The following is a 20,043-nucleotide window of genomic DNA, read 5'->3' as shown; positions in this document are numbered from 1 at the left end:
CCCTTAGAATAAACATTGGAAAACCCTCTGGGTCCGATGTCTTTCTATGAGGTGCATTTTTGCTCACTTTCTGCAACTGATAAGATCTCAATGTTAAAGAGACAAATTTCCACTTGGAAAATATGGTTTTCATAGGTGATATCCCATATTCCGCCGGTTTCCTCAACCGCCTTTTTTACGCTTTGCAGACCGATACCATGAAAATGCTTGTCTCGTTTTGTTGTGGCTAGTTCTCCGAAATGATTGGTACGTATTGAATGTTGATATGGATTCTGTATTCTAATAAATAACGTACCCTTATGATAATGCAGTTGGAAATTAATATAGGGCTGAGTCACAGCTGGATGTCTGCACGCTTCGATGGCATTATCGAGAATGTTCCCTAGAATAATGCTAAATGCATAAGTATCCAGGTTAAGCTGAGGTGGAATCTTAATGTCTGTTTGAAAGGAAATCCCCAGCCTTTTAGCGAATTTCTGCTTGTCATTAATGATGGAGTCGATAAGGATAGAGCCGGTATTACAACCCCCTGATGAGAGTTCGAGTACTCCAAGCAGCTTATCCACATCGTTCAGTCCAGCTTCTTTTTCCCCGGCTTGTAATTGTGACCTCAGGCCCAGCAAGATATTCCTGAAATCATGTTGAAGCGTAAAGACTTCTTGCTGCCTTTCTTGTGTGTGCAGATACTGGTTCATATAGTAGGTGTTTTGTTGTTCCAGCAAGTGGTTTTTATTCTGTGCCGAATGTATGGTTAGTACACGATCGCATAAAAGAATGATCAGGAAGTTGATCAACAGCATTCCACCGGACAAAATCGGATACAAGATCGGATATTCCCGTAAGGATAGCTCGCCCGATAATTTTGCAATACTGAAAATGCTGAGAAATGGAAAACAGAACAGCCCGATCCAATACCAGCTCCCTAAATTCCCCTCGCCAAAAGCCTTAGTGAAACGAAGTGTGATCTTCACCAGTAAAAACATCAGAAGCTTAGACAAAAACAAGGTAAAGATGTATCCGCTGGTCGTATAAACAGGGGCAGTAGCTGCTTCTGATAGCATAATGAGTGCGACGATGAATAAAGCGGCGCCAAAACGCCATTGTATTGTCCCCTTGTACAAAAAGGACAAAAGTACGACCCCCGCTATATTGAGCCCAAGCATCCATAATCCGGGGAGTGGACTATAATGCAGTAGGAGTACGAAAATATAATAGGCAGTGTAAACGGAATAAAGGATCATTTGGGATTCCCAAAGTCGTGAGAAACAATGAGTATAGAAATAATGGATGATAAATGGGAGAGCAGTTAGCGTAAAAGCGTAGAACAACTCATCCAGAACAATATTATTCAAGTAGACTCCCCCTGAATTGCAAATAACTCTTTTTCACTACAATGCTTTGCTCATCACTGATAGGAAGTTCTTCCCCGCTTGTTAACACAATTCTTTTTCCCTGAATTTGTTTGATGTAATCGAAATTCACAAGATAGGATTGATGAATCCGCACAAACTGCTTCGAAGGGAGCTTTTCTTCTTCTATTGATAGAGTACTGTAATATTCCGTTTGATCTTCCGTTGTTTGCAGAATAATTTTTCGACGGTCACTTGCCAAGTACATAATATTACGGATTGGAATAAGTATTTTAGTTCCACATTGGTGTACAGGCAGTAATTTTGGTTGGTTTTGTTGACGCTTAACCTTTATTTGCTGAATCATGGAGAATAGTTTTTTTTCAAAAGATTCGTTATGTATAGGTTTCTTTATAAATCCCGAAGGCTGAACATCAAATAGCTGAACATGATACTCTTCGTGGCTCGAAACATAAATCAGCCGAACCCTATCGTTATCACAATCCCCCCGTAGCACATGGCCTGCTGTTATTCCGCTTATTCCTTTCATTTCTATGTCCATAAAAACAAGATCAAATGGACAGCCAGGCTGAATGGCTTTCGTGAAGCTTTCACCAGAATAGAATATGGATACCTCTATGTTTTCAGATCGATAAACTGGATGGTTAATGATCAATCTCTCAATACATTCTGTTGTCTTGAAATCATCATCACAAATGGCAATATATATCATGCGATTTTCCCCTCCTGTACATAAAGCAATAATACATTATATGGGATTAGAATCAACTGTTATCCTTTTAGGAATCACTTGGAAGTGTTGAAAGTTACATTTATTTCAGTGTTTTTTACGATCCTAATTATTAATTCTAGTAAACGTGCTAATTTGATATCAATTAGTAGGAGCAAATATGCTATGGAGGAGTTGAACAATGAATACAATAATCTTTGAAGCTGAGGGATTAAGTAAACAGTATGGTAGGGCAGCTGCGCTTCAAAATATTAATATGCAGATTCAAAAGGGAGATATCTATGGCCTAGTAGGAGAGAATGGGGCAGGCAAAACCACACTCATGAAAATAATCAGTGGATTAGTGTATCCAACAAAAGGGAGCTTTCAATTGCTGGGCAAAAGTAGTGAGAAGGACATCGCAAGGGTTAGGAGAAAAATGGGGATTTTAATAGAGCACCCTGCTCTCTACCCCCATATGAATGCCGCAGAGAGTTTACGTTTTTATTGCAAGATTTATGGGATTACGGATTCCGACAGAATTAAAAATGTACTGAATCTGGTGGGACTTACGGATGCTGAGCACAAAAATACATCGGATTATTCTCTGGGCATGCGTCAACGCTTAGGACTGGCAATCGCCCTTCTCAACGAACCGGAATTTATTGTTTTGGATGAACCGATTAATGGACTTGATCCTACGGGAATTGTAGAGATGAGAAAATTATTGGCTAAGCTGGTGCATGAAAAAGGGGTTACCATCTTGATTTCCAGCCATATTTTGAGTGAACTCCAATTGCTCGCTACCAAATTCGGATTTATTCATAAAGGGCAGTTCATTAAGGAAGTCTCTGTGGAAGAGCTCATGCAATCAGCTGAAACGCAAATTTGTATTAAAACGGTTGAAGTAGAAGCAGCCATAAACGTACTTAAGAACGATCTTAATATTCATTCGAGCACATTATCAGCTTCTGGAGAAATATTGATTCCCAGGGATTTGATAGATCTTGAACAGTTAATGTCAACGTTAATTAGACAGGGTGTCCCGCTTGAAGGAATCAGCCTGTCTACTGCGAATCTTGAGCACTATTACATGGATCTGATAGGAGAATGAGCGATGAGGAATTTACTGAGAGCTGAGTCTTACTTTATAAAAAGGGATACCATGTTTAAGGGGATATCTCTGCTGTTTCTTATAGCGAGTCTGGTATTAGCGTTCTGGATTGGCAGTAAAGGTGGTTTTGAAGTCGCTAATCTCGCGGAACCCTTAACGATTGTGATGCCTTTATCCATATTTTTTTATTTTATTATTCCAATATACACATGTTTTTTTTCAACCGAAGGATTTGAATATGGGTCTATCAAAGTTATCCTTGCTTCAGGACAAAGTAGATTTATTTACATCACAGGGAAATATCTTTCTGCCTTAAAAATTATAGTATGGTGGATGTTGCAATTTACAGGAGTGTTTTATCTCACGTATATGATAGCTGCCTTGATAATTGGGAATGACATCGGTAATCGGAATTTAAATGCTGACTTGATTCAGGTTTTCCGTGTACTGGGATTAAATATCCTTTATTTATCAGCTTATGCCACTCTAATTATTATGGTGGGCCTTATTATTAAAAGAACAGCCTCTGCGGTAGTTGCAACCTTTCTAATTATATTCGGAGACTTCATGATATCCGGTTATTTCCGTGATGCTCCCTCAACATGGCTAAGGGCGGTTTCAGACCATGCTTTAACGACGCAGGTTATGAAGTTTTCCGGAATCTACGTCGTTAACTCACAACATATAGTTTTGACCGGAGCAAAGGATTTTATGGAAGTGTTGCTGATCCCTGTGATTATCATAGCTATCAGTTTGTCTGTCACCTATATTTCGTTTGGAAAAAGAGATATTCATGCGTAGATTTGCAAGAGTACTGAAAGTCACAGAGGATTACTGTAATTATCGATATAATGTAAGCGTTATCTTTTATGGCAGTTCACTTAAATTAAAAGGAGATACGCTATGAGGGTGAGCAAAGTTTCTTTTAACCAGCTAGTGTTTATTTGTTTGGGGATTCAATACACGTTAATGCATTTGTTCTCTGCAGGCGAGGCGATTGTCATCACATCCATAGAGCTTGCTATATATATGATTTTTACAGTCGTTGGCCTAGTAGGATTTTTTATGAAGAGTAGAAAAGTGGACAGTGAGGCTATTTCCGGATTGGTCGCGTTATTCTTCAGTGTATTATGGATGGTGTCTTTATTCTCACAATTTAAGAAAGAAAGCTACCCAGATGCCTTAACTGTAATTAATTCGCTTGGTGTAACTACCGCCTTACTTGTTCTTCTCGCTGAGTTTATCATGATAGCCAAGGCCTAGCATGAACATGAACCTGAGTCTTTATTACTTATAAAAAAGAGAAACAAGACAGGTCTAATTAAGACTTGTCTTGTTTTTTATGCATCCCCAGGAATGAAAGCTCACCCTGAGCATTTCGTTTAAATTCATATTCGGTATCATGCTTGGTATGATGGAATCTTGTTTCCGAGATTGGATAAAACGGAGTGACTTCTACATCATTCCAGATAAAATAGTAATCTTGGCCACTACGCTCTACACTCGCTTTGCAGCCAAAACCCTCGTAGGTTCCCATATATTCTGCATAAAAGCTCTCCTCAAGCGGAAAGGCTTGCGGAGAGGTCGGCACCCATACAGGTTCGCCAAATACTAATCCAGCTAGCGATTCCGTTAACTTAGTGACAGGGACGCAATCATAATTGGTCAACATGATGACGCTCGTTTGATCTTCCGGGTATCGATGCAGTTCACTTCGAAAGCCGCGATAGGCACCGCCGTGATACATTCTTTTTCGATCAAGGCGTTCGTCCAAGAACCAACCAAATCGATATTTAAGATTACTGGAATGAAAGGCCATTTCCAAGGTGTCATGAGATACTAATTGATCGGAGTACAAGGCTTGGTCCCACAGAAAAAGATCTGCAGCCGTCGAATACATCGCACCAGCAGACTGGATAGAGCTCATATCTATGTATTCTCCTTGAGTGTACTCTCCCCAAGAGGAATGATAAGGTGAGGCTAATTTTGAAATGATTTGATAATTGTTATAAACTCCTGTATTAACCATACCCAAAGGCTGTAATATAAAAGTAGTGATATAATCTTCAAAGGTCATCCCTGTAATCTTCTCAATAATCATCCCAAGTAAATAATAACCTGAGTTGTTATAGGCAAATGAAGTGCCAGGCATAAAGGCAGGCGGCTGACTCACAAATAGCTGTAACATTTCCTGTGGAGTCAGCTTTAGCTTATTTAATTTTTGATTATATTCGGGTATGGAAGTGTAGTTGGCTATACCAGAGGTATGTCCCAGCAGATGAAGGATGGTAATCCCCTCTAGTGCATGGTGCTCAGGAAGATACTTTAGGATGGGATCATCCAGTCTCAGACGTTTTTGTTCTTTTAACATCAGGATAGCCATGCCAGTGAAAGATTTGGTAAGTGACCAGATCCGGAATTTGGTATCTAATGTGTTCGGGACCTGATGTTCAAGATTTGCATATCCGTAGGCTTTATGTAGCTTGATTTCTCCACGCTGAGCTATTAAGACTGTGCCGCTTAATGGCCAGCTTTGTCCGTATTTATCTAAATAGTGCTCCAGACGCTGGAATTGTATATCCACAGGTAACCCCTCCTTAAAGGCATATTCTAACATAATAATAAATTCTGTTGAAGCGGAGAGAAATCCATGAAATATGATTGTTTGATTATTGATGATGAAATTGAGCTTGCGGAGACCACCTGCGAATATTTTAATTTGTTTGATGTTCAAACCGTGTTTGTTACAAGCGCTGATGCTTGTCGGAGATTTTTAAGTGAGCATCAGGTGTCGATGTTACTCCTAGATATTAATCTAGGTGGTGAATCCGGCTTCCAGTTATGCAAAGAGCTTCGTCAAACGACTGGAATCCCCATTCTATTTATTAGTGCCCGCTCCAGTGAGGGTGATGTATTGATTGCGCTGGATATTGGGGGAGATGATTATATTCATAAGCCGTATACCCTTAGAGTGCTGCTCGCTAAAGTGAAGGCGATGCTAAAGCGGTACAACAACGGCGTTGTAGCGGAGGCTTCTCTTCTTGAATCCGGACCCGTTCAAATTGATCCTGAACTCCGAAGGGCTACACTTAACGGTGTACCCCTCAAGCTGAAAACAATGGAATATAAATTACTTAAATATTTGATTCAGCATAAAAATCGGGTAATCCCCAAAGAGGAGTTATTTACAGGGGTTTGGGGAGATGTTTTTGCGGGAGATGGCACCTTAAATGTACACATACGTCATCTTCGTGAGAAGATCGAGCAGAATCCTAATGACCCACAGTTCATCCGTACCGTATGGGGTATCGGTTATGCTTTCGAGGATAAATAGCTATGACTAAAAAATTGCTGATAACGCTACTCCTCATTATTCTCGCTGCAAGTATAACTCTCTTATTCCTGATTGTTAACTTGAAGGTGGAGACATCAACGGATCGAGTAGCTATCAATACCATCGTTAAGATTACGGAGCAGAATTGGGACAAGCTTGATCCGAAACTGTACAAGGAAAGTCCTTATGATTTCGCCATCATCGATACTTCAGGAGCACTTAAATATCAAACTGAAAATGCGGTTTCCGTTACGATTAACGAAGCCATCAATAATCGGGACACCTTAGTCGATGTTGTTGAGCAGGATAAGATAGTAGGTAAAGTGATTGTTAATAATGATTATCGTACGGTTTTTATACATATGAAACAACAATTTATACAAATTTCTGTTGTGATGTTGCTTCTGCTTACAATTCTAGGCATCCTCTATATTTGGTTCCTGAATAGATCCATTCTTCGTCCGTTTCGCAAAATGCAGCTATTCGCGAAGCATATCGCAAGAGGTGATCTTGAAGTTCCGCTTGCGATGGATCGTAATCATCTATTTGGTGCTTTTACCGAAAGCTTCGATATGATGCGGGAAGAGCTTGCGGCGGCTAGGCACAGCGAATATCTGGCGAACAAGAGTAAGAAGGAACTGGTTGCTAGCCTAAGTCATGATATTAAGACACCTGTCGCTTCGCTAAAGGCGATTACGGAACTGATGCTATTAAGTGCTAGGGATGAGAAGACAAGCAGACAACTGAACACCTTATATTCCAAAGCAGATCAGATTGATCGTCTGGTCACAGATATGTTCCATTCCACCTTGGAAGAACTGAATGAACTAAAAGTCAGCTTAACGGAGGAGCATAGTCACCTACTGACCCAAATTATAAATAATGTAAATTTCTATGAGCGGATTTCAGCAGCAGCAGTGCCAGACTGTATCCTGACGGTGGATCCCCTGCGTCTGCAGCAGGTTATTGATAATGTGGTGAACAATTCCTATAAATACGCCAATTCCGAGACCCCCATCGATATTAAATTCGAGATTAGGGATCATTATCTGGAGGTTGATATTCAGGATTATGGTCCGGGTGTTCCTGAGGAGGAGCTGCCTTTAATATTCAATAAATTTTTTCGGGGCAGTCTGGCAATGAGCAAGAACGGTGCGGGTCTAGGTCTGTACATTTCTCGTTATATGATGCAAAAAATGCAAGGCGAAATTGTGTGTTCCAACCGGCAGAATGGATTTACTGTAAAGCTGTTGATTCCTTTAGCTGGATAGAATTAAGAATTCGCTAAGGATTGCGCAAAGACATGTTAAGAACATTTAACGTACGATAAGGTTGCAATTACGAATGAGCCTGTGATTGCAGCCATTAAATTTCGCTTAGGTCTTTAATTTCTGTTAGTAGTTAGCGTAATTAATGAGCATGAATGTAAATGGAGTGTTCAAGATGAGTGAAGTGAATCATAAAGTGCTGATGCAGACCCATAAGCTTGGAAAAACCTTTTCCCATGGAGGGACTCAGCAGCATGTTCTAAAAAATCTAGATCTGACCTTATATCATGGTGATTTCACGATTATTATGGGCAGCTCTGGATCTGGTAAATCAACACTGCTGTATGCCATTTCAGGAATGGATAAGCCGACGCTCGGAGAGGTTTTGTTTGAAGATCAAGAGATAACAGCGATGAGTAATGATCAGCTGGCGATATTTCGGCGAAAGAATTGTGGATTTGTGTTTCAGCAGATCCATCTGCTCGATTCGATGAGTGTCCTCGACAATGTATTATCAAGTGCTTTTCTTGTGCAAAAGGATAGGGCGGGGGCGGTGAAGAAAGCCAAAAAACTTCTCTCTGATGTGGGTCTGGATGATTCAGTCTGGGGCAAGTTTCCTGCTCAAATTTCTGGGGGCGAAGCTCAGCGGGCGGGAATTATCCGGGCCCTGATCAACAGCCCAAAGGCGGTATTCGCTGATGAGCCGACTGGAGCGCTTAATAGCTCAGCAGGAATCGGGGTACTTCGTGTCCTGACAGAGGTGAACGAGCAAGGGCAGAGCATAATTATGGTAACTCATGATCTCAAGACTGCACTGCGTGGTAATCGGATCTTGTACCTGCGGGATGGAATAATTGTTGGAGATTTGCGCCTTTCCCCGTATAGTGAAGATGTTGGACCAGAACGGCAGCAGCAACTACAGTCCTTTCTAACCGAATTGGGGTGGTAGGGATGAGAAGCTTAATAGGAAAGCTTGCTTGGTCCAATATTCGCAAAAGAAAGAGTGCAACGATTACACTCTTCCTTCTGATTATGATAGCTGTGCTGCTGCTGAATATAGGCCTAACGGTCAGTTTGAAGCTTAATTCTTTTCAGCAAGAGAAAATCTCCAAGCTAAATACACCTGATATCACCGCTTATTTTCCTGTAAACGAGCATGTGAAGGAATATGAGTCTCTGGTGGATAGTTATCCTTATACTGGAGCATGGGAGAATGAGGCGGCACTTCTACTTCCTGACGTAAAGATAAACTACGGGGGAAACAATACAGCTATCGCGTTCTTGATTCTTAATATGGATTTGCAGCGATCCATGGGACTTTTTAATACAACCTCTCGGTTGGAAACTGCAGATCAAAATACAATTTACCTACCGTATATTTTCCACGGGGGCTCAGGGTATAACCTTGGGGATACGATTTCGTTTGAATACGACAACAACAAATTCACTTACACCATCGGTGGCTTTACGGAGGAACCCCTGTTTGGGACATTGACGAATGGGGCTTTAAAAATATTTTTAAACGATGAAGGTTATAAGCAATTGGAGGCACAGCTTGGGGAAGAGGTTCAATTTAATTTTTTGTCTGTGCAACTTAACGAACGGGCGAAAGAGCTCAAGCTAGAGCAAAAGCTGAGTGAACAGATATTTGGCTCTGGAATCTCTAGTTCATTTTTAGTCATGCGTACCGATGTGGGTCTGGAGGGCAACCGCGTTTTTGTGAATATTTTAGCCGCCATCCTGATTGTGTTTGCACTGATTATGGTTGTCATCTCACTGATTGTGATCAGGTTTCAAATCTTCGGAAATATTGAGGATAACCTAACTAACATCGGAGTTTTGAAAGCGAACGGTTATACGTCAAGGCAGATCATATCCTCATTTCTGTTACAGTTCGTCTCAGTGTCTATAATGGCTTCCATACCGGGGAGTTTGATTTCCGTTCTAGTCATGCCCTTAGTAGGCAATATGATCTCGTCTTCGGTTGGACTGTTGTGGCCGACAACCTTTGAAGTATTAAGTGCTTTGTATAGTTTGCTTATCGTTACGGTACTCATTCTATTTGTTGCCTACCTGTCCAGTAGAAAGATTCGTAGGATTACTCCGATAGCAGCGCTTCAGAGCGGACTTCTTACCCACAATTTCAAGAAAAACCATTTTCCATTAGCAAGTACTTCATTGAATTTGCAATTTGCCTTAAGTCTGAAATCTTTATTTAGACAGACCAAACAGAATTTTATGATTGTGCTGATCGTTGCAGGCTTGACCTTTTCTAGTATATTTTGCTCCATCCTTAATTTTAACTTTAAAGGGGATACTTCAGCCGTTTTAGATTTAGTGGGTTTAGAACGTACCAATTTGCAACTTGATCTAAAAAAAACTGACCATGCTCCGGGAATAATTGCTGAAGTTGAAGCTATGTCTGAGGTTCAAAAGATTTCCATATTGGAAGGTAGAGTAGCCTCTACAGATGATTCCAGCTTTATGCTCCGTGTATCAGATGATTATGCCAAGCTGGAAACGCAGACGGTCTACAAAGGTAGACAGCCCATTTATGATAATGAAATTGCGATATCCGGCGTAATTGCGAAAATGAAAAATAAATCGATTGGAGACGAGATTCCAGTTACGTTTAATGGGGTAACCAAAAATTATTTGGTAACTGGTCTTAGCCAGCAGATTAATCAGTTAGGTATGGTTGCTACCATAACAGAAGATGGAATGAGGAAATTACAGCCGAATTATTCCGTTCAGTCCATTAATGTGTATTTAAAGGAATGGGAAGATCCTCAAGCGTTCATTCAAAAGCTCGAAGAACGTTTCCCTGGACAATGGAACGTAACGAACATTTTAGACATGTTAGAAAGCACACTTAGTACATTCACAGCAGCAGTATCTTCTATGACAGCAGTCATTACGGCAGTCACAATTATAGTAGTCAGCTTAATCTTGTACTTGGTGATTAAGACTTTGATTATGAAGCGCAAGCGAGAGTTCGGTATTCTTAAGGGTATCGGATACACCACCTTTAATCTGATGACACAAATTACGTTCAGTCTTTTTCCGGTGATTGTAGTTGGAGTAGTCTTGGGGTGTTTAGCGGGTTATTTTTACTCAGATTCAGCATTTGTGTTATTGCTTTCAAGTCTTGGCATTTATAATGTTCAATTGGCGGTTAGTTTGCCTCAAGTGCTTCTACTGTGTGCGGTCATTCTAGTGGTCTCTTATGTGGTGTCTATGTTAGTTGCAAGGCGAATTCGAAAGGTCAGTGTATATGATTTGATTATGGACTAAGTGCTTGAGCAAAAAAACAACGAGCTGGAAGGGCTGGCCTGTGCTTACGGGGTTGGCAGCTTTTCCATGCTCATTGTTTTTTTTGCATTACTTATTTATATACTTCACCATCATCATAATTGAATTGCCAATCAATGCCGAATTTATCTTTTAGATTACCATAACACTTGCTCCAGAAGGTTTCTTGCAATTCCATGCCTACTGTACCACCTTCTTGTAGCTTGTGAAAATAGTTCTTTATGCTATCTAGATCCTTACTAACTACCGAAAGACTAATATTGCTACCCTGGCTAAAGGGCATGCCCGGAAAAACATCTGAGAACATTACATTACTGCCTTCGATTTTCAAGCGAGTGTGCATAACTAAATCTTTGGCTTCTTCAGGAAGAGTGAAATTGGGATCGGGTGGTGTTTCACCAAAGGTCATGATTTGTGGACGTTCAGTGCCAAAGACCTCTGCGTAAAACTCTGCTGCTTCACGACAATTCCCATTGAAATTAAGATAAACATCAATAGACATTTTTTCACTCCTTAAAATTTGAGATATTTTGTCACATCCACATTGTATCATTTACCAGTTTATAAACAAATATTCTGATAGTCTTTTGAATGATTTTTTATTTATCTACTATCTTCTAATAACAAATTGGATATGGTAGTATTCAATAAAAGGGATAATTTTCTATAAATTAAATATTATTATATTTATGTAAAATAATTAGAGTTTTTCGTGACCATGAGAGATAAGGAACTTGAGAGGAGGTGAGGGGGAGTTCAGGTGAGGCATAAAGGAGGTGACGAGCACTCTAAAGGAGTAATACCCGCAATTGTAGCATCGCGTGGCTATTAATAAATTATTTGCGAATTTATTTAATTGCCGAGAGGAGAATAATAATGACAAAGGCACTAAGCAAGCAAATGTTATTATTGCTTACGATTATGGCTTTAGTTATCACCGGATATGCTCCTTCTACCACGTATGCCAGTGAAGTACATGTTGATAATCCATTTGTAGGGGCTACTGCTTATGTTAATCCTGATTATGCCGCACTGATAGATACCTCTATTGCCCAAGTTACTGACAGCAGTTTAATTTCCAGAATGGAGACTGTTAAGAAATATCCAACGGCCGTCTGGCTGGACCGAATTGCTGCCATTTATGGCGGGGCTGAGAACGGAGGCAGAAAAAGTCTAGAGGAAACTTTAGATGCCATCCTTGCGCAAAAGCAACCTAACACGCCGATAACAGCTACATTCGTCATTTACGATATGCCTGGACGGGATTGCCATGCTCTGGCCTCTAATGGTGAGCTGCCACTGACAGCGGCTGGCTTGACCACTTATAAATCTGATTATGTTGATGTAATCGCAAGTATTTTTGCAAAGCCAAAATATAGTGATATCCGTATAGTAACCATTGTTGAACCGGACTCGCTGCCGAATTTGGTGACCAACCTCAGTACGCCACAATGTGCTCAGGCTAACTCAACGAATATTTACCGTGATGCTACACGATACACATTAAATGCACTCCATGCCATTCCGAATGTATATACTTACATGGATATTGGACACTCTGGTTGGCTCGGATGGGATACTAATCGTGGCCCCGCAATTGACCTTTTCACTTCGGTTGTGTCTGGCACTACAGCTGGACTTGCTAGTGTCGATGGATTTATTACGAACACAGCGAACACCACTCCGCTTGAAGAGCCTAATCTTCCTGATCCAAATTTTACGATAGGCGGTCAACAGCTCCGTTCAGCAAGTTATTATGAATGGAATCCGTATTTTGATGAAGCCGATTTCACAGCAGCTTTGTATTCTGGTTTTGTAGCAAAAGGCTGGCCTTCCACGATCGGCTTCCTGATAGATACTTCCCGTAATGGGTGGGGTGGATCTAATCGCCCTGATAGTGCGAGCGGAACAACCGTTAATGTATATGCGGATTCCGGTCGGATAGATAAACGCCTTCATCGCGGCAATTGGTGTAATGCCAGCGGTGCTGGCATTGGAGAAGTTCCTCAAGCAGCACCAGCAGGTTATGCAGCTTCGCATCTGGATGCTTTTGTGTGGGTGAAGCCTCCGGGAGAATCTGATGGCTCCAGCAGTGCAATTCCAAATAATGAAGGTAAGGGCTTTGACAGAATGTGTGATCCGACTTATACAAGCTCAAGCGGCACACTGACCGGAGCATTGGCTAATGCACCTGTATCAGGTCACTGGTTCCATGAGCAGTTCGTTCAACTGGTGCAGAATGCTTACCCTGTGATTCCTTTGAGTAATGGAGGAGGAACTGTAGTTCCAGCAGCTCCGGCCAGCTTGGTGGCGACAGCGGGAGATGCCAAAGTAAACCTGAGCTGGAGCGCATCGACAGGTGCGACTAGCTATACAGTGAAACGAGCGACTACAAACGGAGGGCCGTATGCAACAGTAGTAACGGGATTAACAACGACGAGCTACAGCAATACGGGCTTAACAAACGGAACAACCTATTATTATGTTGTAAGCGCAACCAATAGCGTGGGAGAGAGCACGAATTCTACACCAGCGAGTGCGGTCCCTGTAGCGGTAGCAACTGTTCCAGCAGCTCCGGCCAGCTTGGTGGCGACAGCGGGAGATGTCAAAGTAAACCTGAGCTGGAGCGCATCGACAGGTGCGACTAGCTATACAGTGAAACGAGCGACTACAAACGGAGGGCCGTATGCAACAGTAGCAACGGGATTAACAACGACGAGCTACAGTAATACGGGCTTAACAAACGGAACAACCTATTATTATGTTGTAAGCGCAACCAATAGCGTGGGAGAGAGCGCGAATTCTACACCAGCGAGTGCCAGTCCGCAAGCACCCGCAGCGGTTAATCTAACGTTGCAGTATCGTGCTGGAGATACGAATGTGACCGACAATCAGATTAAGCCTTATTTCAATATTAAAAATAACGGAACAACCGCTGTGAATTTAAGCGATCTTAAAATTCGTTATTATTTCACCAAAGATAGTAATCAAACGTTGAATGGAGTAATTGACTGGGCGCAAGTCGGGAATAATAACGTTCAGGTCGCATTTGCTAATTACACAGGTACGAACGCAGATACGTACGTTGAACTTTCGTTTACTGCTTCAGCCGGTTCCATTCCAGCTGGAGGCCAATCGGGAGATATTCAACTCAGAATTTACAAATCGGATTGGACTAATTTTAACGAAACTAATGACTACTCCTTTGATGCTACTACAACGGCTTTTGCTAACTGGGATAAAGTAACGCTTTATCAAATTGATAGCCTCGCTTGGGGCATTGCTCCATAACCGAAGCTGGATGTAATGAAAAGAGCCGCTGGAATAATCCTAGCGGCTCTTTCTGTATTATTTAATTCGTTTCCCCAATAGAATTAGCAGCCATATGATACCGGCTCCTAGTATAGCATGACCGAGACCGGCGATATGCGGTAAGAAGCTAATATCAGTTCCGTTAATTTGCAGCATCCCGCGAGTAGCCATAGCACCGATTGTGATCAGGAGACCAATGTTATAGACAATGTACCATGCATTAAATGATTTGGCCTCATGGATATTAAATAACTTGGCTAGAATCAAAGCAATAATGAAGAAAAAGAAGCCCAGTATAAGGATATGAGTATGAAGTGCAACTAAGATGGTGTTTCCTTCGAAATCATTCATTTTGGTAATTTCACGATAAGCAACACCAGCTATCAACCCAAGAATTGCATAGAAAAATGACGTGTAATACAATTTTTTCATGATCATGACTCCTTTGTGTTTATTGTTATATCGAAATAATATCATGGAAATAAGAACGCAATATGAACGAATGATGACATAGTGATTAATTTCACGAAATTGTCAAAAATGAATTTCTAACATGACCCACATAGTTTCTACACAATATTTATCTATAATAATTAATATGATTGAACCCACTGTTCATTGGAGTCAGGGTGTTCGATAGCACGGGAGGATGAATATGAGAAAAGCGGATTGGATCATAGCCATTCTAGTTATGGGAATGGGTCTGATGTGCATGTTGGTTTCAGCAAATTTTTTTCGTATTGATTTTTTCCGTATTATTAAGTAGGAGATGGTTTTTTTGAAAAGAGGAGTATTTGCAGTAATCTGTGTAGTTATTCTGTCATTTGGAATTGGGACAGCGGTGTATGCTGCCGGAGTAGGTCCTAGCACTTTTAAAGAAATGTTGCCATTTATGAAAGAAAGACACCCTAACTTAGGTGATTCCGAGCTAGAGCAAATGTATAAGAGCTGCCATCAACAAGAGGGCGTTTATAATACTCGTGGAATGATGTGAGGCAATGTTGAAGTAAATCAACTATAATGAACGTTTTTTAACAAGAACCCTTTGTTGCATACAACAAAGGGTTCTTGTTTATCTTAAGTTACGGGGTTTAATGCCCCTTGATACTCATACATTAAATTATCGATAATTTGCTGTACGGACAATATCTCTTTAATCTCATGAACCCTGGACCCGGCAAAAACCAATCCGTTCTTAACATCTCCTCTAAGGGAAGTTAAGAGGGATTCCATGGTACAGAAACGGTGCGAACATACCTTTAGACAATTAGAGCATTTGGCTATTTTTAATTTGGCATCATCACTGATACGATCTGTGAATTCATTGCGAATCGCTCTGCCATCTAGCCCCACTGTAGACTTAATTAGAATAGTATCACCTTGTCGAGCATCTACATACTTTTGCTTAAATGACAAAGGAGCATCACATTCATGGCTTGCTACGAAACGAGTCCCCATCTGAACGCCGGAAGCGCCCATTCGAAGGGCTTTTGCGATATCATCTCCGGTCAGAATCCCGCCTGCAGCAATAACCGGTATGGAAACGGCTTCTACAACTTCTGGGAGGATATCAAACATGGATCTTTCAGTGCCTAAATGGCCCCCAGCTTCAAATCCTTCCACAACGACTGCAGAGGCGCCAAGTCTTTCGGATATTCTGGCCAATTTAGCGGAAGAAACAATAGACACCACAGGGGTGCCATATTCTTTCCCCCAAGCATAAATATCTCTGGAAATTCCGGCTCCGGAAATAATAAAGTCCACTTTTTCTTCCAAAGCAGCCTTCATTTTATCGGCAAAATCCTTCATTGCGAATAGTACGTTCACACCGATATATCCAATCCCTTTAGAGAGCTCTCTTGTTTTGCGAATATGCATTCTCAGTTCATCAGTGGTGATTCCTGTACCGGAAATGGTGCCGATCCCGCCTGCATTGGCTACAGCAGCAGCTAATCCACTTAAGGATATACCTACGCCCATACCACCTTGAATCACAGGAACCTTGGATTTAATATGCCCAAATTGGATTGTTGGCAGGTTCATATACGCACCTCTTTCACAAGTTGTAAATCGTTATACAATGTCTACTGGAGTAACAGCTATAAAGGTATCACAGTTAAATCATTGCAGATGTGACTGTGCGCATGCTCAAACTATGTTAAATATCATGTCCACCTTATTGGAAGGGGAAATATAGAAATCCGTTTATGATACAATAAATAGCAATATCATAAGGAGAGAAGGACAATGTATGGAGTTTGAATATTTACTTCGTGTAGTTGGAGCTGGAATTTGTGGAGTATTAGTTGGATTTGAACGTAAAAGCCGAATGAAAGAAGCGGGAGTTAGGACGCATTTTATTGTAGCTTTAGGTGCTGCACTTATGATGATCATCTCCAAATATGGATTTCAGGATCAAGCTTCTTGGTCCTATGTTAAACTCGATCCCGCACGTATTGCAGCGCAGGTAGTAAGTGGAGTGGGGTTCCTTGGCGCAGGAATGATTTTCATGCATAGACACACCGTTAAGGGGCTGACAACTGCTGCGGGGATTTGGGCAACGGCGGGGCTAGGTCTGGCAATTGGTTCAGGGCTTTATATCCTTGGCGGAGGAGCAACGGTTATTATCTTACTCGGGCAAAAGATTTTGCACGGTCGATACAGTTGGCTGGCCTCACCGAAAACCCAACAGATTGTGATCTGTCTGTCTAATACAGAAGGAGCCGTCAGTCGAATCCAAAAGATACTTGAAGAAAAGAACATTACTATACTAAGCTTTCACGCTGAAAATAATAGTCTTGCCTCTGAGTTGAATTTAGAAATTATCGTAAAATATCCTGAATCCTTTAATTCTGTGAATTTGTTATCCCTAATACAAGAAGATGCATCTGTTAAGGCAGTAGATTTTCAATAACGGCTCAAGATGCTCCGTATCAAAGGTTGGTTGCTATAAAAAACTTACTTTTGATGCGGGGCAATTTCCATTTCACTATCAATCCGCGCATGATCCTACCCTTTTTTTATATTCAGATATACAAACCATCTGCTAAGATTGTTTATCTCAAACCTCTTGCTATTCTAATTTATTTTCTCTTTGAGATCAGGTTCTTCCTATTTATAGTTTTCGCACGGTCTATTACGAGATAAGTTTTGGTTTTTTGTGTTATGTTTATGTTATGTATTGAATAATATTGTTAAATATTTCACATATTAACCGCTTTCATTTATTTCGAATAAAAAATATGTCATTTATATTGACATACATTCAATGAGCCTTTATTATTAATCCCATCACTGGAGAAACTAAACTAAAAATAAATTAAATAATACATTATCGTAGCTTTATTGGCAAATTTTTTCTTATTTTTATACTTTTATCAGCTTGATTAATGCACTGGAGAAAATAATTAGGAGAATGTCTGTGAAAAAGCACGATCAGGATTTTATGAAGCGACAAAACCGATTAACGGTCTTCGAAATCATTAAAAATCAACAGCCGATTTCTCGGGCTTCCATCGCCAAACAAACGGGTATGAGTCCTACGACTGTAAGTCGAATTGTTGGGGAATTAACTGAACAAGGATTTCTACTCGACTCGGATCAGGTATCGTCAGGATTAGGTCGAAAATCAACGTTGCTAGCTATGGTTGACGCTTCTGTGTTGTCAGTTGGGGTTGAATTGGATCGTAGTCTTATGATTGTAGGGATCGTAGATTTGCAAGGCAAGCTGCTCTGCAGCAGGCAATACCCGCGTACACCGGACGAGAGTCCTGACAAGACGCTGGAACGAATTAATGAAGCGATTGAACATCTGACACAGCAGCATGTGATTGACAGAACACGTATCGTCGGTATTGGAGTTGGACTTCCTGGCATTGTAAATAACGAAGAAGGTATCGTCGTCTTCTCGGTTCAGCTTGGATGGAAGAATGTGCCCTTAGCTAAACGCCTAAAGGAACTTACCGGTTTTGAAATTGCTGTAGATAATGAGCTGAAAGTAAGAGCTCTTGCAGAACACCTTAAAGGTGCTGCAGTGGGTTCCATCCGTACCGCACTATTGGGCTTCGGTCAAGGTGTTGGCTCGGCAATGATCCTCGAGGGAGAGATTTATCGCGGAGTGATGAACAGTGCTGGTGAAATTGGGCATACAACAGTGGATCCTAACGGAATGATGTGCGAGTGCGGGAAAGCGGGTTGCTTACAGACCTATATAAATATTAGCTCATTGTTGTCTGAAGCCAATCGGATTCGTCCGATTCGCACGATCGAGGAGTTATTTGAAGCAAAGGATGCAGGAGAGCATTGGGCGGTTCATTTGATCGAACGTGCACTCATGTATATGGCGATTACGATCAACAATGTCGTATGCATGTATAACCCGGATAGTGTGATCATGAGTGGAGAACTCGTCGACAAATTCCCAGACGTTTATGAGGAAGTCGAGAAGCTCTATCTCTCGCGCTTCACTTGGGAACCGCTTCGTGGATCTTTCTCCATTCATCGTTCGATGCTGAATGAGAACGGTGTAATTATCGGATCGGGCCTACTATCGCAGAATCGTTTTTTCGCATTGGATTAATAGAATTACATCGAGGGAGGTTGTACAGATGGGATTTACAACACTGGTAGAAGAATATCGTGGTGGCTTACTAGAGAATGTGCATTATGGTGCAGTTAGCGTAGTCGATGAGAAGGGTAACATCTTGTACAAAACAGGAAACCCGGAGCATATGACCTATCTTCGGTCAGCCGCTAAGCCGTTCCAAGCTTTACCGGTTATGAAGCGACGGATCGACGAAGTATATGGTTTGACAAGTAAGGAAGCCTCACTCTTTACTGCTTCGCATCGGGGAGAGGCCTTCCACATTGAAGCACTTGAATCTCTTTTTCAAAAAATGGGATTAAAAGAAGAGGGACTTCATTGCTGTTCTACATATCCATTGAATGAGGAAGCCAAAGCGGAGCGTCATCGGGCGAATGAGCCTACTCGCAAAATCTTTCATAATTGCTCGGGTAAGCATGCCGGGTTAATGGGTCTCAGCAAATATATGGGTTGGGATATAGGTACTTATTATGAACCTAACCATCCTGTACAACAGGAGATCCTTGAGACCATGGCCTATATAGCTGAAGTACCGAAGGAATCCATTCCTCAAGGAATTGATGGTTGTGGTCTACCCATTTTCGCACTTCCGCTGCACAAAATCGCTTATTCATATTTAAAGCTAGCCTGTCCTGATTTGATCGAGGATATTGAAATACGCAACGCAGCTGCTGTGACTGCAAAGCTTATGAATGATAATCCGGTGATGATAGCAGATACGAAATTCGTCTGCTCAGAGCTTTTAAAGGATGATAATCTGACGGCCAAGGGCGGGGCTAAAGGTGTATATGGTATTGGTCTTCGTAAGGAACGAATCGGTATATCACTAAAAGTATCCGATGGCTCTGAGCAAGTCTGGCCTTGTATCATTGCATCGATTCTGGAACGTTTAGGCTATAGCAATCAAGCTACAATTGATCGTTTATATGCGCTCGTACCAAATACCATCGTTAATGATGGCGGTACTATTGTAGGCGAACGCCGAGCTGTATTCCAATGGGAAGTCTGATTATCAGGATCG

The 20,043-nt window shown here is 41.3% G+C and carries 18 protein-coding genes; 12 read left to right on the top strand and 6 right to left on the bottom strand.

Going from position 1 to position 20,043, the window contains the following annotated elements; all coding sequences use genetic code 11:
• Window positions 1-44: 44 nt before the first annotated feature.
• The gene (locus NST74_RS19520) at window positions 45-1,352 is read right to left on the bottom strand and encodes an ATP-binding protein (RefSeq protein WP_341113958.1); all 1,308 of its coding nucleotides are present in this window, start codon (window positions 1,350-1,352) and stop codon (window positions 45-47) included.
• Window positions 1,345-2,082, bottom strand: coding sequence for a LytR/AlgR family response regulator transcription factor (locus NST74_RS19515; RefSeq protein WP_341113957.1), 738 nt, complete (start codon window positions 2,080-2,082; stop codon window positions 1,345-1,347). The genes NST74_RS19520 and NST74_RS19515 overlap by 8 nt, the downstream gene beginning before the upstream one ends.
• A 199-nt stretch (window positions 2,083-2,281) precedes the next feature.
• On the opposite strand from NST74_RS19515, the gene NST74_RS19510 reads away from it, so the two are divergent.
• From NST74_RS19510 to NST74_RS19500, 3 genes are all read left to right on the top strand, one after another.
• Complete coding sequence (locus tag NST74_RS19510; RefSeq protein WP_341113955.1) at window positions 2,282-3,193, top strand: ABC transporter ATP-binding protein; 912 nt, start codon at window positions 2,282-2,284, stop codon at window positions 3,191-3,193.
• Between the two features lie 3 nt (window positions 3,194-3,196).
• Window positions 3,197-3,994, top strand: coding sequence for an ABC transporter permease (locus NST74_RS19505; RefSeq protein WP_341113954.1), 798 nt, complete (start codon window positions 3,197-3,199; stop codon window positions 3,992-3,994).
• Between the two features lie 102 nt (window positions 3,995-4,096).
• Window positions 4,097-4,456, top strand: a complete 360-nt coding sequence (locus NST74_RS19500) for a hypothetical protein (protein WP_042129358.1) — start codon at window positions 4,097-4,099, stop codon at window positions 4,454-4,456.
• A gap of 58 nt (window positions 4,457-4,514) precedes the next feature.
• Here NST74_RS19500 and NST74_RS19495 read toward each other — a convergent pair whose 3' ends face one another.
• Complete coding sequence (locus tag NST74_RS19495) at window positions 4,515-5,777, bottom strand: serine hydrolase domain-containing protein (RefSeq protein WP_341113952.1); 1,263 nt, start codon at window positions 5,775-5,777, stop codon at window positions 4,515-4,517.
• A 66-nt stretch (window positions 5,778-5,843) separates the two neighbouring features.
• Here NST74_RS19495 and NST74_RS19490 point away from each other — a divergent pair, with 66 nt between their 5' ends.
• From NST74_RS19490 to NST74_RS19475, 4 genes are all read left to right on the top strand, one after another.
• Entirely contained in the window at window positions 5,844-6,527 is a 684-nt protein-coding gene (locus NST74_RS19490) for a response regulator transcription factor (RefSeq protein ID WP_341113951.1), read from the top strand.
• A 2-nt stretch (window positions 6,528-6,529) separates the two neighbouring features.
• Complete coding sequence (locus NST74_RS19485) at window positions 6,530-7,798, top strand: HAMP domain-containing sensor histidine kinase (RefSeq protein ID WP_341113948.1); 1,269 nt, start codon at window positions 6,530-6,532, stop codon at window positions 7,796-7,798.
• Between the two features lie 172 nt (window positions 7,799-7,970).
• Window positions 7,971-8,744: an ABC transporter ATP-binding protein gene (locus NST74_RS19480; RefSeq protein ID WP_341113947.1), complete on the top strand. Its 774-nt coding sequence runs from the start codon at window positions 7,971-7,973 to the stop codon at window positions 8,742-8,744.
• Between the two features lie 2 nt (window positions 8,745-8,746).
• Entirely contained in the window at window positions 8,747-11,089 is a 2,343-nt protein-coding gene (locus tag NST74_RS19475; protein WP_341113944.1) for an ABC transporter permease, read from the top strand.
• A 91-nt stretch (window positions 11,090-11,180) separates the two neighbouring features.
• Here the strand turns inward: NST74_RS19475 and NST74_RS19470 are convergent, their stop codons facing one another.
• A complete protein-coding gene (locus NST74_RS19470; protein WP_341113942.1) occupies window positions 11,181-11,609 on the bottom strand; it encodes a VOC family protein in 429 nt (142 codons plus the stop codon).
• A 374-nt stretch (window positions 11,610-11,983) separates the two neighbouring features.
• On the opposite strand from NST74_RS19470, the gene NST74_RS19465 reads away from it, so the two are divergent.
• A complete protein-coding gene (locus NST74_RS19465; RefSeq protein WP_445668146.1) occupies window positions 11,984-14,398 on the top strand; it encodes a glycoside hydrolase family 6 protein in 2,415 nt (804 codons plus the stop codon).
• 57 nt (window positions 14,399-14,455) lie between these two features.
• Here NST74_RS19465 and NST74_RS19460 read toward each other — a convergent pair whose 3' ends face one another.
• Complete coding sequence (locus tag NST74_RS19460; RefSeq protein WP_341113940.1) at window positions 14,456-14,851, bottom strand: DUF2871 domain-containing protein; 396 nt, start codon at window positions 14,849-14,851, stop codon at window positions 14,456-14,458.
• Between the two features lie 346 nt (window positions 14,852-15,197).
• Here NST74_RS19460 and NST74_RS19455 point away from each other — a divergent pair, with 346 nt between their 5' ends.
• Window positions 15,198-15,413, top strand: coding sequence for a hypothetical protein (locus NST74_RS19455; protein WP_341113938.1), 216 nt, complete (start codon window positions 15,198-15,200; stop codon window positions 15,411-15,413).
• 83 nt (window positions 15,414-15,496) lie between these two features.
• Here NST74_RS19455 and NST74_RS19450 read toward each other — a convergent pair whose 3' ends face one another.
• Window positions 15,497-16,462, bottom strand: coding sequence for an NAD(P)H-dependent flavin oxidoreductase (locus NST74_RS19450; protein ID WP_341113937.1), 966 nt, complete (start codon window positions 16,460-16,462; stop codon window positions 15,497-15,499).
• Between the two features lie 208 nt (window positions 16,463-16,670).
• Between NST74_RS19450 and NST74_RS19445 the strand changes: the two genes are divergently transcribed.
• The 3 genes from NST74_RS19445 to NST74_RS19435 all read left to right on the top strand — a co-directional run bounded on the left by NST74_RS19445 (window position 16,671) and on the right by NST74_RS19435 (window position 20,031).
• Window positions 16,671-17,333, top strand: a complete 663-nt coding sequence (locus NST74_RS19445; RefSeq protein WP_042129338.1) for an MgtC/SapB family protein — start codon at window positions 16,671-16,673, stop codon at window positions 17,331-17,333.
• Between the two features lie 507 nt (window positions 17,334-17,840).
• The gene (locus NST74_RS19440) at window positions 17,841-18,998 is read left to right on the top strand and encodes an ROK family transcriptional regulator (RefSeq protein WP_341113934.1); all 1,158 of its coding nucleotides are present in this window, start codon (window positions 17,841-17,843) and stop codon (window positions 18,996-18,998) included.
• Window positions 18,999-19,026: 28 nt separating this feature from the next.
• A complete protein-coding gene (locus tag NST74_RS19435) occupies window positions 19,027-20,031 on the top strand; it encodes an asparaginase (RefSeq protein WP_341113933.1) in 1,005 nt (334 codons plus the stop codon).
• Window positions 20,032-20,043 lie beyond the last annotated feature (12 nt).

Origin of the sequence: Paenibacillus sp. FSL F4-0125 (genome assembly GCF_038008565.1) — a bacterium.
Lineage (GTDB): Bacteria > Bacillota > Bacilli > Paenibacillales > Paenibacillaceae > Paenibacillus_AQ.
This window is presented reverse-complemented; position numbering and strand designations above follow the sequence as displayed.